This is a genomic window from Ruegeria sp. CE9, assembly GCF_056537425.1.
Genome location: NZ_JBQFRO010000008.1, coordinates 96,391 through 109,553, shown reverse-complemented (window position 1 = coordinate 109,553; position 13,163 = coordinate 96,391). Strand labels below are relative to the sequence as shown.

19 protein-coding genes are annotated in these 13,163 nt (G+C 59.3%); 7 read left to right on the top strand and 12 right to left on the bottom strand.

Features of this window, described 5'->3' with window-relative positions:
• Positions 1–24 precede the first annotated feature (24 nt).
• A complete protein-coding gene (locus tag ACR0B3_RS15760; RefSeq protein ID WP_480809923.1) occupies positions 25–987 on the top strand; it encodes a sodium-dependent bicarbonate transport family permease in 963 nt (320 codons plus the stop codon).
• Here ACR0B3_RS15760 and ACR0B3_RS15755 read toward each other — a convergent pair.
• Genes ACR0B3_RS15755 through ACR0B3_RS15740 form a run of 4 tightly spaced genes read right to left on the bottom strand, consistent with a single transcriptional unit; the run spans position 980 to position 3,888 of the window.
• The gene (locus ACR0B3_RS15755; RefSeq protein WP_480809922.1) at positions 980–1,879 is read right to left on the bottom strand and encodes an OmpA family protein; all 900 of its coding nucleotides are present in this window, start codon (positions 1,877–1,879) and stop codon (positions 980–982) included. The two genes, ACR0B3_RS15760 and ACR0B3_RS15755, sit on opposite strands and share 8 nt — an antisense overlap.
• A complete protein-coding gene (locus tag ACR0B3_RS15750; protein WP_480809991.1) occupies positions 1,876–2,433 on the bottom strand; it encodes a peroxidase-related enzyme in 558 nt (185 codons plus the stop codon). The genes ACR0B3_RS15755 and ACR0B3_RS15750 overlap by 4 nt, the downstream gene beginning before the upstream one ends.
• Positions 2,434–2,458: 25 nt before the next feature.
• Positions 2,459–3,169, bottom strand: a complete 711-nt coding sequence (locus ACR0B3_RS15745) for a GNAT family N-acetyltransferase (protein ID WP_480809921.1) — start codon at positions 3,167–3,169, stop codon at positions 2,459–2,461.
• Positions 3,166–3,888, bottom strand: a complete 723-nt coding sequence (locus ACR0B3_RS15740; RefSeq protein WP_170725209.1) for a molybdopterin-binding protein — start codon at positions 3,886–3,888, stop codon at positions 3,166–3,168. Before ACR0B3_RS15740 ends, ACR0B3_RS15745 begins: the two co-directional genes overlap by 4 nt.
• 51 nt (positions 3,889–3,939) lie before the next feature.
• Here ACR0B3_RS15740 and sfsA point away from each other — a divergent pair, with 51 nt between their 5' ends.
• Both sfsA and map read left to right on the top strand, forming a co-directional pair.
• Positions 3,940–4,653 carry a DNA/RNA nuclease SfsA gene (gene sfsA / locus ACR0B3_RS15735; RefSeq protein WP_480809920.1) on the top strand — a complete coding sequence of 238 codons (714 nt, stop codon included), beginning with the start codon at positions 3,940–3,942 and terminating at the stop codon, positions 4,651–4,653.
• Positions 4,654–5,063: 410 nt separating this feature from the next.
• The gene (gene map / locus ACR0B3_RS15730) at positions 5,064–5,876 is read left to right on the top strand and encodes a type I methionyl aminopeptidase (RefSeq protein WP_170684298.1); all 813 of its coding nucleotides are present in this window, start codon (positions 5,064–5,066) and stop codon (positions 5,874–5,876) included.
• On the opposite strand, the gene ACR0B3_RS15725 is transcribed toward map, so the two are convergent.
• The 4 genes from ACR0B3_RS15725 to ACR0B3_RS15710 are packed head-to-tail and all read right to left on the bottom strand — an operon-like array spanning position 5,864 to position 8,471.
• Positions 5,864–6,043, bottom strand: coding sequence for a hypothetical protein (locus ACR0B3_RS15725; RefSeq protein WP_480809919.1), 180 nt, complete (start codon positions 6,041–6,043; stop codon positions 5,864–5,866). The two genes, map and ACR0B3_RS15725, sit on opposite strands and share 13 nt — an antisense overlap.
• A 25-nt stretch (positions 6,044–6,068) precedes the next feature.
• A complete protein-coding gene (locus tag ACR0B3_RS15720) occupies positions 6,069–6,704 on the bottom strand; it encodes an HAD family hydrolase (protein WP_480809918.1) in 636 nt (211 codons plus the stop codon).
• A gap of 1 nt (position 6,705) precedes the next feature.
• Positions 6,706–7,263 (bottom strand): 16S rRNA (guanine(966)-N(2))-methyltransferase RsmD, encoded by a 558-nt coding sequence (gene rsmD, locus ACR0B3_RS15715; protein ID WP_480809917.1) that lies wholly within the window; start codon positions 7,261–7,263, stop codon positions 6,706–6,708.
• Positions 7,260–8,471, bottom strand: coding sequence for an NAD(P)/FAD-dependent oxidoreductase (locus ACR0B3_RS15710; protein WP_480809916.1), 1,212 nt, complete (start codon positions 8,469–8,471; stop codon positions 7,260–7,262). The genes rsmD and ACR0B3_RS15710 overlap by 4 nt, the downstream gene beginning before the upstream one ends.
• A 99-nt stretch (positions 8,472–8,570) precedes the next feature.
• Between ACR0B3_RS15710 and ACR0B3_RS15705 the strand changes: the two genes are divergently transcribed.
• The 4 genes from ACR0B3_RS15705 to ACR0B3_RS15690 all read left to right on the top strand — a co-directional run bounded on the left by ACR0B3_RS15705 (position 8,571) and on the right by ACR0B3_RS15690 (position 10,101).
• Positions 8,571–9,056, top strand: coding sequence for a redoxin family protein (locus tag ACR0B3_RS15705; RefSeq protein WP_480809915.1), 486 nt, complete (start codon positions 8,571–8,573; stop codon positions 9,054–9,056).
• 103 nt (positions 9,057–9,159) lie between these two features.
• A complete protein-coding gene (locus ACR0B3_RS15700; protein ID WP_480809914.1) occupies positions 9,160–9,405 on the top strand; it encodes a glycine zipper 2TM domain-containing protein in 246 nt (81 codons plus the stop codon).
• A gap of 11 nt (positions 9,406–9,416) precedes the next feature.
• Entirely contained in the window at positions 9,417–9,764 is a 348-nt protein-coding gene (locus ACR0B3_RS15695) for an EF-hand domain-containing protein (protein WP_170725203.1), read from the top strand.
• Positions 9,765–9,792: 28 nt separating this feature from the next.
• Positions 9,793–10,101: a hypothetical protein gene (locus ACR0B3_RS15690; protein ID WP_480809913.1), complete on the top strand. Its 309-nt coding sequence runs from the start codon at positions 9,793–9,795 to the stop codon at positions 10,099–10,101.
• Here ACR0B3_RS15690 and ACR0B3_RS15685 read toward each other — a convergent pair.
• The 4 genes from ACR0B3_RS15685 to ACR0B3_RS15670 are packed head-to-tail and all read right to left on the bottom strand — an operon-like array spanning position 10,084 to position 12,841.
• Positions 10,084–10,389, bottom strand: coding sequence for a 4a-hydroxytetrahydrobiopterin dehydratase (locus ACR0B3_RS15685; RefSeq protein ID WP_170684306.1), 306 nt, complete (start codon positions 10,387–10,389; stop codon positions 10,084–10,086). The two genes, ACR0B3_RS15690 and ACR0B3_RS15685, sit on opposite strands and share 18 nt — an antisense overlap.
• Positions 10,386–11,573, bottom strand: a complete 1,188-nt coding sequence (locus ACR0B3_RS15680) for a GNAT family N-acetyltransferase (protein ID WP_480809912.1) — start codon at positions 11,571–11,573, stop codon at positions 10,386–10,388. The genes ACR0B3_RS15685 and ACR0B3_RS15680 overlap by 4 nt, the downstream gene beginning before the upstream one ends.
• Positions 11,574–11,618: 45 nt before the next feature.
• A complete protein-coding gene (locus tag ACR0B3_RS15675) occupies positions 11,619–12,389 on the bottom strand; it encodes a glycerophosphodiester phosphodiesterase family protein (RefSeq protein WP_480809911.1) in 771 nt (256 codons plus the stop codon).
• Positions 12,386–12,841, bottom strand: coding sequence for a RidA family protein (locus ACR0B3_RS15670; RefSeq protein ID WP_170684309.1), 456 nt, complete (start codon positions 12,839–12,841; stop codon positions 12,386–12,388). Before ACR0B3_RS15670 ends, ACR0B3_RS15675 begins: the two co-directional genes overlap by 4 nt.
• Between the last annotated feature and the right edge of the window lie 322 nt (positions 12,842–13,163).

Genomic DNA, 13,163 nt, shown 5'->3' with positions numbered 1-13,163 from the left:
AACTGAGGGAACAGGAGTCTAAGCATGCCCGGTGTGATTGAAACGTTGTCCAGCAACCTGCTGGTGCCAACCATATTGTTTTTCGCCCTTGGGCTGTTGGCAGCATTCGTGCGCAGCGATCTTTCGATCCCGGCAGGGGCGGCGAAATTCATGTCGCTCTATCTGCTGTTGGCTATCGGGTTCAAAGGCGGGGCCAGCCTGGCCGCGCATGGTATCCACCTGCAGCTGTTTCTGACCCTATTGGGCGGCGTTGCCCTGTCCTTTGCGATTCCCTTCGTGGCATTTGGCCTGTTGCGGGTGATGACCCGGCTTGATCCGCTGAACGCGGCTGCAGTGGCGGGGCACTATGGCTCGATCTCGATTGTGACCTTTGTGACCGCCACCAGCCTGTTGGATCTGGTAGGGCTGTCCCATGACGGGTTCATGGTCGCTGTGGCCGCCGCAATGGAGGTACCAGCGATCCTGTCGGCGCTGTGGCTGGCGCATAAGACCGGCAGCAACGGCGTGAAAGATGACAAGCTGTGGCGCGATCTGCTGGCCAATGGCTCGATTGTGCTGCTGACCGGAGCTTTTCTGATCGGAGCGATTACCGGGGGCGAAGGAATGCAGATGATTGCGCCCTTTATCGTCACGCCGTTCACCGGCATCTTGTGCCTGTTCCTGCTGGATATGGGCCTGTCAGCAGGGCGTAGCCTGATCGGCAACCGGGACAAGCTGTCGGTGGGTCTGTTTGCCTTTGGCGTGCTGATGCCGCTGATTGGTGCGTTGATGGCCTGGGTCGTGGGCGCCATGATCGGCCTGCCCGAAGGCAGCCTGTTCCTGTTCATGGTGCTATCAGCCTCGGCCTCGTATATCGCCGTACCTGCGGCGATGAAGATCGCATTGCCCAAGGCGGAGGCGGGGATTTACCTGACATTGTCGCTGGGCGTGTCATTCCCGTTCAACATTACCATCGGCTTGCCGCTGTATCTGTGGTGGGTCAGTTGACCAACAAGACGGCCTCGACCCGGCGGTTGATATCGCGGCCTTCGGGCGTGGCGTTTGAGGTGATCGGGGCGAGGTAACCTGCGCCCTGTGCCTCGATCCGGTCGGCGGCAACGCCGTGGGCCTCGATCAGGCGGGTGCGCACCGCCTCGGCCCGTTTGGTGCTGACCGCAATATTGGCCTGCAGCGCGCCGGTGTCATCCGTGTGCCCGACCAGCGCCAAACGGGTCGAGGGATTATCGGCCAGATAACCTGCAAGCAGGTTCAGCGAGGCAAAAGGCCCCTCGCCCAGCGCCACTTCACCCGTGCGAAAATGCAGATCGTCAAGGATGACGTGGCCATTGCTGATGAGCTCACCAAGCAGACCCGCCGAGCTGTCGACCGTTTCTTCAATCACCAGTGGCGGCGCAGCTTGGGTGCCCACCGGGGTCACACGGATCATTTGCACATAGCCGTCGGGCGGGTTACGGCTGATCAGCAGGCTCAGCACCTCGTCGCCCCGTGTGGCGGCCAGAAACCGATAGTCGTGGATCGCCACATACATGTCGGGGGTTGGCACAACCTCGGTGCCAAATCGGAAATCGAAACCGCCGCAGGTGCGGGCCTCACACTCAAAGGCGATCTCGAAGCCTTGCGCCTGAAGCTGATCCCGTAGCGGAGCGAGGATTTGTAGCGTTGTGCTCGAGCCCGCCTGCAGGCGCCATGTCAGACGCTCGACCCGGCCTTCGACGGTGCGGACGGGGACCGCACCATCGGCAAACACACCGGTAGGCAGGTCATAGCTGTCCAGCGCGCTGGTGCGGTCTGATATCTGCCGGGCGCTGGCGGGCAGCGTCAGCTCTTGCGCGTGGGCAGGCACGGCCAGAAGAAGGCTAAGGAGCAGAAAGCGGATCATCGGAACTGGGCGTGATACTCGGGGTTTGGAACCATTGCCGTGGCGCTGGCCACGCGGTTGGTCATGTTGAAAAAGCCGGTGACATTGGCAATGTCCCAGATGTCGCGGTCGGTAAAGCCCGCATCGCGCAGGTGCTGGCGGTCGGTTTCCTCGATCGTGGTGCTGGCGGTGGTCATCTTGGCGGCAAAATCCAGCATTGCGCGCTGGCGGGCGTCCAATTGCGCGACGCGGTAGTTCATCACCAGCATTTCGCCAAGCTGAGGATCGCCCGAAAGCTGCCGCACCGCTGCGCCATGGGCCACGAGGCAGTAAAAGCATTTGTTGATCGAAGACACCACGACCGCAATCATCTCACGTTCCAGCTTCGTCAGCCCGCTATCGGCCAGCATCAGGTCGTTGTACATCGCGGTAAACGCGTTCAGCTTGTCGATGTCAAAGGCATAAGCCCGCAGCACATTCGGCACCATGCCCAGTTTCTCGACACAGATATCGAAGTATTTCTGCGTCTCGGGCGGCAGCGGGTCTGCCATTGGCAGGTTCAGGGCGGTGGGCATATCCTGTGCGTTCAATTCGCTCTCCTCAGATGCGCTGTCGGTAGTGGTATTCTCCGACGATCTCCATCCCCAGCGACTGGTAGAGCCCGTTGGCCCCGTCATTCGCCTTGGTACAGATCACGCTAAGCGTCTTGACCCCATTGTCCAGCGCCCAGAACGCCGCGGCACGCATAGCCCACGCGCCCACACCGTGGCGGCGGTGATCGGGCAGGATTTCCAGAGCGTGCATCATGGCAACACCGTCATGAATCGCAACAAAGCCCGCACCCGCAGGCTGATCGCTGCGCCGCATCAACTGGCCGGTTTTAGGGCCCTTCGCCCGGTGCATGACGGCCAGCCGTTCCGGCCCGATCCCGCCCTGTGCCCAGATTTCGCGCATGATGGCCAGCGGTTCCCAGATGTTGAACACGGTCACGCGTGGGATCGGGATATCGGTCAACTGCTGCGCCGGGCAGGCGTAGATATTGACCGGGTCGAGAATGTCATAGCCCCGGTCGGCAAGCTGCGCGTCCAGCGCTTCATCCCCCGGCCACAGGCAGAAGATGCGCTTCTGCCCCATCGCCCGCATCGCGGTCTCAGCAGCGTCTATATCTGCGTTGGTTACCTCTCCGATACGGCTGGCGGCTGAAACGCGTGAGCCACCGCCCTGCCCCTGGCGCAACTTGAACGCTCCTTGCGTCTGATAGGCCGCAGCGGGCCATGTGCCATCGACGATTGCGGCCCAATCGGTGCTCAAAGCTCGATCTCTTTCGCAAGGCGGGTCATCGCGGCATCAATGCGCCCGCCATCGGTGCCTCGCACCACGACATTTGCTCCAAACACGCCATTCGTCTGAAACGGATAGCACCCGATGGAGAGGTCGTCGAAGTCTTCGGCCAGCACGGCCAAGGTCGCGGCGATATCACCCTCGCCCCGATCCACGCGAAGGGTTTGCGACAAGAGCGGGTTGCCCCCGGTCAATGAGGGCAGAACGCTGGCCACCATGGCTTGAAAAACCAGCGGCACCCCCGCCATGACATGGACGTTCGAGATGGTAAAACCCGGCGCGGTCGAGACCGGGTTATCGATCAGATTGGCCCCGTCCGGAATACGCGCCATGCGCAGGCGGGCCGCGTTCAGTTCCAGCCCGGATTTTTCGTAATGCGCCTCAAGCAAAGCGCGGGCATCATCGCGCACATCGATATGCGCACCAAAGGCACGGGCGATGCAATCGGCGGTAATATCATCATGGGTGGGGCCGATGCCGCCGCTGGTGAACACATGGTCATGAGCCTGCGACAGTGCTTTGACCGCCGCCTCAATCGCCGGGGCGTCGTCGCTGACGATGCGGACCTCTTTCAGGTCGATGCCCTGCTTGGTCAGCTCAGCCGCCAGATAGTGCATATTGGCATCGCGTGTGCGGCCCGACAGGATTTCATCCCCGATCACCAGCATCGCAGCAGTTGGATTGGCCATGGAACGCCCTCCCTCTTGATCGACCGTTAGGGCAGGTATAGGCCCTAGGCCATGCGATTTGAAACCCCCCTTATCCCCGCCCGCCTAATCCGCCGCTACAAACGCTTTCTGGCCGATTGTACGTTGGAAGACGGGCGCGAGGTGACGGCCCATTGCGCCAATCCCGGCTCGATGATGGGGCTGGCTGAACCGGGTGAGAAAATTTGGCTGGAGCCCAATGATGATCCCAAGAAAAAGCTGAAATACGGCTGGCGGCTGGTGGATCACGAGAACGGGCATTTCACCGGGGTCGATACCTCGGTCCCCAACAAGGCCCTGCGCGCAGCGCTGGAGGCGCGCGAAATCTCGGAATTGGCCGCCTATGAAACCTTGCGGGCCGAGGTCAAATACGGCGAGAGCAGCCGCATCGACTTCCTGCTGACCCAGCCCGGTCTGCCGGACGCCTATGTTGAGGTCAAAAGCGTCACCCTGTCCCGCCAGCCCGGTCTGGCCGAGTTTCCCGACAGCGTGACGGCGCGCGGCACCAAACATCTGGGCGAGTTGGCAAAGATGGCCGCGCAGGGCCACCGAGCAATAATGCTGTATCTGGTGCAACGCACGGATTGCGACCGGTTCGCGTTGGCTGAGGACATTGATCCGACCTATGCCGCGACGTTTGAGGACGCGCAGGCGCAAGGGGTGGAGCGGTTAATCTGCTGCACTCGCATTTCGCCTGACGGAGTCTGGTATGATCGAACACGAGATATCACCGCTTCAAACGGATGAGCAGCGCAACAGATTCTTGGATTTTTCATCAAATCAGCCAGTCAACGATTATACCCGCTCCCAGCTTCTTTGCTGCGTGCCATTTCGGCGGAATCGTATACCGGCCCGGGTTTATGAGGCACATGCGTCTTTGGCGCAGCGACTCGTCTTGCGCTACGCACAAGCCAGATCACACCACACAAAGTGATAAGAATCAAAAGCCCTAAAACCAACAGGTTACTTATGCTCATGACATCATCCTTGTGTAAGCGGACATGAACACTATCTCTCTCGGAGATTTTGGTCAATTTAAGGTTCGGATATCAGGGGTTGGAGGAATGTCATCCGGACTGTGACGCCGAGCCCTCTGGAACTTTCTGCACAAGCAGCGTAAAAGACATGCTGCGCGCAACATTTGGAGCCTCGCATCGATGAAAGAACATCGTGGCCGTCTGACTAAGGACGGTATCCGCATCTATGAACAGGGTGACTTTGCCGGGATGCACGCGGCAGGGGCGCTGGCTGCGCGGATATTGGATGACATTGCTGAACATGTCTTTGTCGGTCAAACCACCGGTGCAATCGACGGTCTGATCACTCAGATGGTCGAGGATGCGGGCGCGACCTCGGCGACGATCGGCTACAAAGGCTATCAGCATGCCAGCTGTATCAGCGTGAACCATGTGGTGTGTCACGGTATCCCCGGCGACAAAAAGCTGAAGGATGGCGATATCCTGAATATCGACGTCACTGTCATCGTTGATGGCTGGTTCGGCGACACCTCTCGCATGTATGTGGCAGGCAAGCTGCCGCGCAAGGCGGAACGGCTTATTCAAGTGACCCATGACGCGCTGTTCAAGGGCATCGAGATGGTCAAGCCGGGCAATACGTTCGGTGATATTGGCCACGCGATTCAGGCCTATGTTGAGGCACACCGGATGAGCGTCGTGCGCGATTTCTGCGGCCATGGGCTGGGCCGTGTCTTCCACGCGCCGCCAAATGTTTTGCACTATGGCCGCCCGGGCACCGGGGCCGTGTTGGAAGAGGGTATGTTCTTTACCATCGAACCGATGGTCAATCTGGGACGGCCTGAAACCAAGACACTGGCCGACGACTGGACCGCGGTGACCCGCGACAAGTCACTGTCGGCGCAGTTTGAACATTCGGTCGGTGTAACGGCGGATGGGGTTGAGATTTTCACGCTCTCACCGGGTGGCAAGTATCACCCGACCTATTCGTCCTGATCGCTCGCCTGATCGCGTAACAGTTTCAGAAGCAATGTCTCATCCCGCCAGGGGATCACTGCGTCGTTGATGAAAACCGGCGCACGCAGAGGTTTGGTCGGCGGCCCTGAGGCGGTATCGCTGTCTGTTGAAAAGGTCCAAAGCGGAGGTGTAATGGCGCGGTCCATGCGCCGACCATAACACGTTTTGCGGTCAGAGTCCCAAAAGCCCCGGCACCTGTGACATATCTGTGAAAACCTCTGCCCCGAGTACAGACAACCGCGCACCGTCGTCATGGGCCGCATAGGCAAGGCAGCGCATATTGGCCCGGATCGCAGCGGTCACGCCGTTTTCACTGTCTTCGATCACAACCGGGGATTTGGCATCGAAATGCTGCGCGGCGGTCAGAAACAGCGCTGGGTCAGGTTTGGCGCTGCCCTGCACATGGGCTGAGAACACCACTTTACTGAACCGCTCCCACAACCCGTTCTGATCCAGAGTGATCTGCATTTTCTCGGGCCGACCATTTGAGGCAACACAATAGGGTATGCCGCTTGTGTCGAGTTGCGCCAGCAATTCGGGAATGCCGTCGATCAGCGGTGTGCCTTCGCGCAGTCTGGCATAGATTTCGGCGTAGATTTGTTCGGTCCAGTCATCCGGCAGATCCGCCCCCATCTCGCGCGCTTTGTTGCGCACGCCCGACATGGTACCGCCGACAAACATCGACATACAATCGCTCAAGGCCAGGTGCAGGCCATATCCGGCGAGATTGTCGACCATGACCTGATTGGACAGCACCTCACTATCGACCAGAACGCCATCGCAATCAAAGATAACCAAATCGTGCATCTCAGACCCCTGTTCGCCACATCAGAGAGATATGCGTGTCGCCGTATTTCCGAGCGTCATGCAGCGTGAAGCCTTCGGGTGCGGTCATGGGGGTGTTTTCTTCCCACACGACCAATGCGTCATCAGACAGCCATCCGCCTTGGATCGCCGCTGTCAGCGCCTTTTGGCCCAGAGCTTTTCCGTAAGGAGGATCGAGGAAGATCAGATTGCAGACCGTTGCCGGATTTTCGCCCAGCCGGGTCGCATCGCGGCGGATCAACGTAGTCTGGTTGACGCTTCCGGTCAGGTCGATATTCTTGCGGATCAGACCTTGTGCAACCCGTCCGTCATCTACAAAGGTGACGTGAGTCGCGCCGCGCGACAGCGCCTCAAGCCCCAATGCACCGGTGCCAGCGAACAGGTCCAGCACGTGCAGGCCATCAAAGTCGATCATGTGGTTCAGGACGTTGAACAGGCTTTCCCGCACCCGGTCGGTGGTGGGCCGCAAATGTGCGCCCGCATCACCTTTGCCGACCGAGGCCAGGGCCCGGCCGCGGAACTCTCCGGCGATGATCCTCACGCCTTGAGCAGCGGCTTAAGGTCCGCCTCAGGATCGGCAACAACAGCTGGGTCCGCTGTTTTGCCCGCATCGATCAGGCGTTTGCCGACCATATAAGCGCGCGGATCATTCATCGCGTCGACCGCGATAAGCTGATCGCCCTTGTAGTACCAGAAGGACACCGTTGCGCCTTCGCCTTTGCGAGTTACCACACGGTCATAGCCGGTGTTCAACCCGGCGATCTGCAGCTTGACGTCATACTGATCCGACCAGAACCACGGCGTCGCGGTATACTCCTTGGCGGCGCCCAGCATGTTCTGGGCCACAATCTCGGCCTGATCGATGGCGTTGGGCACGCTCTCCAGCCGGATGCGGCCTTCGCCATGGGGGAACGAGGCGCAATCGCCTGCCGCCCAGATCGACGGGTCCGAGGTGCGGCCATGGGCGTCGGTCTTTATGCCGTTGTCCAGTTCGAGCCCTGCCATTTCCGCCAGTTTGGTCGATGGCGCGATACCAACGCCAACAACGACAAAATCCACCTGCAACTCGGTTCCATCGGTCAGAACTGCGCCTGTCACGTGGCCATCCTCGCCCACCAGACGATCCAGCCCGACACCTTCGCGAATGTCAGCGCCATATTCGGAATGCAGCGCGCGGAAATAGTCGCTGGTCTCTTTCGCGGCGACGCGCTGCAAGATGCGGTCGGCCATCTCGACCAAAGTCACCTTGACGCCGCGCTTGGCACACACCGCGGCGGCCTCAAGCCCGATGTAACCGCCCCCCACGATCAGCGCGCGCGCACCGTTGGCCACCCGAGGCTCCATCTCGTCGATATGAGCCAGATCGCGCACCACATGGACGCCTTCAAGATCGCCTCCGATCGCTGCAGGCAGGCGGCGCGGATCGGAGCCGGTGGTCAAAGCCAGTTCGTCATACGAGATCACGTCATCACCGACCGTCACTGTCTTGGATTCCGGATCAATCGCCGTCACAGGCTGGCCCAAGCGCAAAGTGATGTTGTTCTCGGCATAAAAGCTCTCGGGCCGCAGGAACAGGCGCTCCAGCTCCATCTCGCCCAGCAGATAAGCCTTGGACAAGGGTGGGCGCTGATAGGGCAAATGCGGCTCGGCTCCGATCAGGGTGATATCGCCCTCGAACCCGTCCTTGCGCAGCCGCGCCACCAAAGAAGCACCGGCCTGGCCTGCTCCGATCACGACGATATGGCTCATGTTATGCCCACCTTGCAGAATACCCATGGTCTATCAGTTGCGACCACCTATATTGCGACAAAGCCCGACTCTGCAAATCCAAATGACAGGAGCCTAAAAATGATTTCAACAGGTGACATGCTGCCCGAAGCGACGCTGACACAAATGGGAGCCGAAGGCCCTGAAGAGGTGCGGATTTCAGACAAAACCAAAGGGCGCAAAGTGGTGCTTTTTGCGGTGCCCGGCGCGTTCACGCCCACCTGCCATTCGGCCCATGTACCCAGCTTTATGCGCACCAAGGACCAATTCGCCGCCAAGGGCGTGGACGAAATCATCTGCGTTTCGGTCAACGACCCGTTTGTGATGAAAGCCTGGGGTGAGGCCACCGGCGCGTCCGAGGCCGGTCTGACCATGCTGGCTGATGCGGCATCCGAATTCACCAAGGCCATTGGCATGGATTTCGACGCCCCGCCCGCTGGGCTGATTGCACGGTCCAAGCGCTATGCGATGTTGGTTGAAGACGGCAAGGTCACAGCGCTGAATCTGGAAGAAAGCCCCGGTGCCTGCGAAATCTCGGCCGGTGAAGGGCTGCTTGAATCCATCTGATCATTGCAGGCCCCGGCACCGTCGGGGCCACATGAAGCGCATTTAACTTGATGCAACGTCCCGATGTGCCAATACTTGGCCCATACAACGTGGGAGTTCATTGATGCGACTGAAATTAATCACTTTGTTTCTTGGCAGCGCCGGCGCCCTCTCAGCCTGCGGCCCTGCCCCCACCCCCCAGCAACAAGCGGCACGGCAGCACGAGATCGCTTGCCTGAGCGGCACCATTGGCGGTGCGCTGATCGGCGGGGTGATCGGCAATCAATTTGGTGGTGGTTCGGGCAAGACCATTCTGACCGCAGCGGGCGCTGCTGCCGGTGGTGTGTCTGGCGAACGTTACGCATGCTGAGGAGACCAGAGATGAAACGAGTATTGATTGTCGCCGTCGCCCTCATGATGACCGGAGCCGCGAATGCCGAGAGCGTCAAGGAACTGCATGAGGCCGAGCTGAACAATATCGACACCAACAATGATGGCTTCTTGTCCAAGGATGAATTCAACGCCTTCTCGGATTATGCGTTTCAGGCGATGGATGAGGATAAAAACGGCACTCTGGGCCTGAGCGAAGCCAAGCCGTTTTTGGATATCAAGCAGTTTCAGGCTGTTGACCGGAACGGCGATAGCCTTATTTCCAAGGCAGAGTATGCCGCCCAGATGCAAAGTGATTTCGAAGCCGCAGATCAGGATGGCAATGGTCAATTAGACTGAGCGCCAACCCCGTTGGCAGGAGCGCGTCATGAAGAAATGGATTTGCCTTGGCAGTTTGGCGGTGTTGGCCGCATGTGACGTACCGCAAGCTCCGGTGGTGACAGGCCCTGACGGGCAGATGCAGATTCAGATCAATACCGCCGGTCTGACCTGCTATGAAAATCGGTGCCTCGAAATTAACCCGGCGGCCCGCAGCGTGCGGTCCGTCGGAACCCGAACCATCAGGATTCCGGGCAATATCAATGTCAGCGATGGCACGATCACCCCAGCCGAGTTCAAGCAGCTGGGAACAGCAACATTGCTGGCCGGTGGCATAGGATCACCCGACAACCGCTAACAGGCTATCCATCTTGCGGGCCAGCTTAGCATCCTGTGCAGACAGACCGCCAACATCATGAGTCGACAACACCACCTCGACCGTGCGGTAGACATTCGACCACTCGGGGTGGTGGTTCCATTTCTCGGCCCAGATCGCCACCTGCGTCATCCAGCCGAAGGCGGCAACAAAATTGTCGAAGATGAAGGTCTTGGTGATCGCATCGCGGTCCTCAACCATGGTCCAGCCATTTCTGAACAGCGGGTCCAGCAGCGGGCCGCGGGTCTCGGTTGACAGAAGTTCGGTCATTGCTGTTCCTCCGGGTTCGATTTCCTGAACGGGCCATAATCCGTCAGAATCTCGATCTCTTCTCCCACTGCGTGGGACTCGGCGTCCAGATATTTCTGAACCGCATCAGCAAAACCCGGATCGCCAACCCAATGCAAGCTATGCGTGCGCGTTGGCAGATAGCCGCGCGCCAGCTTGTGCTCGCCCTGTGCACCGGCCTCAACCCGGGCCAGGCCTTCTGCAATGGCAAAGTCGATCGCCCTATAATAGCACAGTTCGAAATGCAGGCAGGGGTGATGCTCGACACAGCCCCAGTAGCGGCCAAAGAGCGTTTCCCGCCCGATGAAGTTCAACGCCCCTGCGATGGGGTATCCGTTGCGTTCCGCCAGCACCAGAGCGATGTCATCTGTCATGGTTTCCTGAGCGATATCAAAGAATTGCCGCGTCAGATAAGGTGAGCCCCATTTCCGCGCGCCGGTATCCTGATAGAACCGCCAAAAGGCATCCCAATGTTCGGGCCGCAGATCATCGCCGGTGATGGTGCGAATCTGCCCGCCGAAATCGCAGGCCTGCGCGCGTTCTTTTTTGATATTCTTGCGTTTGCGCGAGGACAGCGCGGCCAGAAACTCGCCAAAGTCGGTGTAATCGTCATTCAGCCAATGAAATTGCTGCGAGTGACGCACCATCAGGCCCATCTGTTCCCCTGCTAGCGCCTCGGCTTCGGTGCAGAAAGTGGCGTGCAGGGAAGAAATCCGGTTCTCGGCAGCCAGTTGCACCGCTCCTTGCACCAAAGCTGAGATGCCAACCGCGTTATAGCCAGGTCGCACCAAAAACCGCCGACCGGTTGCAGGTGTAAAGGGCACCGCAATTTGCAGCTTGGGATAATACCGCCCGCCTGCGCTTTCGTAGGCATGAGCCCAGCTGTGATCGAAGATATATTCGCCCTGAGAATGCGATTTGGCATACATCGGTGCCGCCGCGATCAGCATCCCATCCAGATAGGCCGTCAGATATTGCGGTTGCCAGCCAGTTCCAGGCCCGACCGAGCCGCTTTCTTCCAAAGCCAGCAAAAACCGATACGTTGTGAACGGATCAAGCGGGCGGGCGCCATCTGACGCCTCGGGGCAGGCGCAACTGTCCCAATCGCCCGCGGAAATCTGCGAGAGCGTTGATAGAACCCGAACCTCAATCTGTGCCTGATCCATGTGCCCTCCGCGCTGTTCCTTTATCTGTGATCGCGCGCAGCGGGATCAAGCGGGATGTTCGGCCAGATAGCCTTCGAAGGTCACATTATCGGCAACCCTGCGCGCCTCGGCCTCTTCTTTGTGCGAGCGGATGGTCCAGCACAGGATCGGCACACCCTGCGCCTTAAGCTCAGCGACCCGAGGGCGATCAAGATCAGAGGCTTCGTGGCTGATGAAACTTGCGCCAACACGATCGAAATCTGGAATATTGCGCAGATGATCGCAAACGGCTTGGGGCAGAAGCTCGACCTTGGGATCGTAAGAACTGGTGACAAGACCGCGTGGAAGATGTGGCGCAAGGCGCGCAAGCTCTGCAACCGCATGCGGATTGAACGACATCAACGCGACCGGTCCGTCATAGTCTTTCAACACGTCAACGACATCCACTTCCAATGGACCAATATCAGGACCCATTGCCCCATCCTGATCCTTCAATTCGATCAGGAGAGGCACGCGGCCAGCAACAAGGTCCAGCACCTCTGACAGCAAGGGGATGCCTTCGCCGTCAGAATTCAGCAATGGCCGAACCTGCGCCTGCGCCGCCGTGATCTGTTGGATCGGGCCGGGCTGCCCGGTCAGGCGGGTCATGTCATAGTCATGAAACACCATGGCGCGGTTGTCGCGGGTGCGCTGCAGATCAACCTCGATCCCGTAACCGGCCTCTATCGCAGCGCGGATGGCGGCCATGCTGTTCTCGGGCCGCTGATAGGCGACATCATGCAACGCCCGATGTGCTATCGGGCGTTGCAGAAATGCAGAAGGCAGCGAGGGCGTCATTGAACCTCGAAGATGCCTTCGATTTCGACCGCGACACCCAGCGGCAGCGAGGCTGCGCTGACGGCTGAACGCGAGTGACGACCGGCGTCGCCCAGCGCCTCGACCAGAAAATCCGAAGCCCCGTTAATCACCTGCGGCTGCGCGGTGAAATCAGCGGTCGAGTTCACAAAACCGGTCAGCTTGATCACACGTACCAGCTTGTCGATATCGCCACCACAGGCCGCCTTGACCTGAGCCAGCAGGTTGATGGCGCAGACCTTGGCCGCAGCCGCGCCCGCCTCGACATCCATGTCATCGCCTAGCTTACCGGTAATCAGATCATCCGCCTTGGAAATCTGGCCCGAGACATAGACGATATTGCCAATGCGCACGAAAGGAACGTAGTTCGCTGCGGGCGCAGGCGCGTCCGGCAGGCTGACACCCAGGCTGTCCAGTTTTGCTGCGATGCTCATGTGGTTGATCCTTATCTCATAGTGATTCCGCGCGGACGCTAACCGGGAACGCAGGTTTCGGAAAGCGGGAAAGCGGTATTTTTCCCATTGCCTGCGAACTGGGCAGGTCTCCTCTTATTCAGGAAGTGTTGAATTCCAGCCACTTTACGGCATCCCACTGGATGAGATAAACGCGAGTTGTTGTTTCATATTCTGCGCGAAACCTATATGTGAGACCAATTGCGCCACCATGAGCGTAACGGCCGTATTGATTGAAGGCTCGGCACACCACCGGGCGATTTTCGGAGTAACGAAGACAGTGCCACGCTACATCCGCCTGAAG

Excerpts from the sequence above, each read along its gene's own strand:
- ACR0B3_RS15700 (WP_480809914.1), top strand. The coding sequence starts at position 9,160 with ATGCGACTGAAATTAATCACTTTGTTTCTTGGCAGCGCCGGCGCCCTC.
- ACR0B3_RS15720 (WP_480809918.1), bottom strand. The coding sequence starts at position 6,704 with ATGCACGATTTGGTTATCTTTGATTGCGATGGCGTTCTGGTCGATAGT.
- map (WP_170684298.1), top strand. The coding sequence starts at position 5,064 with ATGAAAGAACATCGTGGCCGTCTGACTAAGGACGGTATCCGCATCTAT.
- ACR0B3_RS15675 (WP_480809911.1), bottom strand. The coding sequence starts at position 12,389 with ATGACGCCCTCGCTGCCTTCTGCATTTCTGCAACGCCCGATAGCACAT.
- ACR0B3_RS15695 (WP_170725203.1), top strand. The coding sequence starts at position 9,417 with ATGAAACGAGTATTGATTGTCGCCGTCGCCCTCATGATGACCGGAGCC.
- ACR0B3_RS15750 (WP_480809991.1), bottom strand. The coding sequence starts at position 2,433 with ATGCCCACCGCCCTGAACCTGCCAATGGCAGACCCGCTGCCGCCCGAG.
- ACR0B3_RS15710 (WP_480809916.1), bottom strand. The coding sequence starts at position 8,471 with ATGAGCCATATCGTCGTGATCGGAGCAGGCCAGGCCGGTGCTTCTTTG.
- ACR0B3_RS15685 (WP_170684306.1), bottom strand. The coding sequence starts at position 10,389 with ATGACCGAACTTCTGTCAACCGAGACCCGCGGCCCGCTGCTGGACCCG.
- sfsA (WP_480809920.1), top strand. The coding sequence starts at position 3,940 with ATGCGATTTGAAACCCCCCTTATCCCCGCCCGCCTAATCCGCCGCTAC.
- ACR0B3_RS15755 (WP_480809922.1), bottom strand. The coding sequence starts at position 1,879 with ATGATCCGCTTTCTGCTCCTTAGCCTTCTTCTGGCCGTGCCTGCCCAC.
- ACR0B3_RS15725 (WP_480809919.1), bottom strand. The coding sequence starts at position 6,043 with ATGGACCGCGCCATTACACCTCCGCTTTGGACCTTTTCAACAGACAGC.
- ACR0B3_RS15760 (WP_480809923.1), top strand. The coding sequence starts at position 25 with ATGCCCGGTGTGATTGAAACGTTGTCCAGCAACCTGCTGGTGCCAACC.
- ACR0B3_RS15670 (WP_170684309.1), bottom strand. The coding sequence starts at position 12,841 with ATGAGCATCGCAGCAAAACTGGACAGCCTGGGTGTCAGCCTGCCGGAC.
- ACR0B3_RS15740 (WP_170725209.1), bottom strand. The coding sequence starts at position 3,888 with ATGGCCAATCCAACTGCTGCGATGCTGGTGATCGGGGATGAAATCCTG.
- ACR0B3_RS15690 (WP_480809913.1), top strand. The coding sequence starts at position 9,793 with ATGAAGAAATGGATTTGCCTTGGCAGTTTGGCGGTGTTGGCCGCATGT.
- ACR0B3_RS15705 (WP_480809915.1), top strand. The coding sequence starts at position 8,571 with ATGATTTCAACAGGTGACATGCTGCCCGAAGCGACGCTGACACAAATG.
- ACR0B3_RS15680 (WP_480809912.1), bottom strand. The coding sequence starts at position 11,573 with ATGGATCAGGCACAGATTGAGGTTCGGGTTCTATCAACGCTCTCGCAG.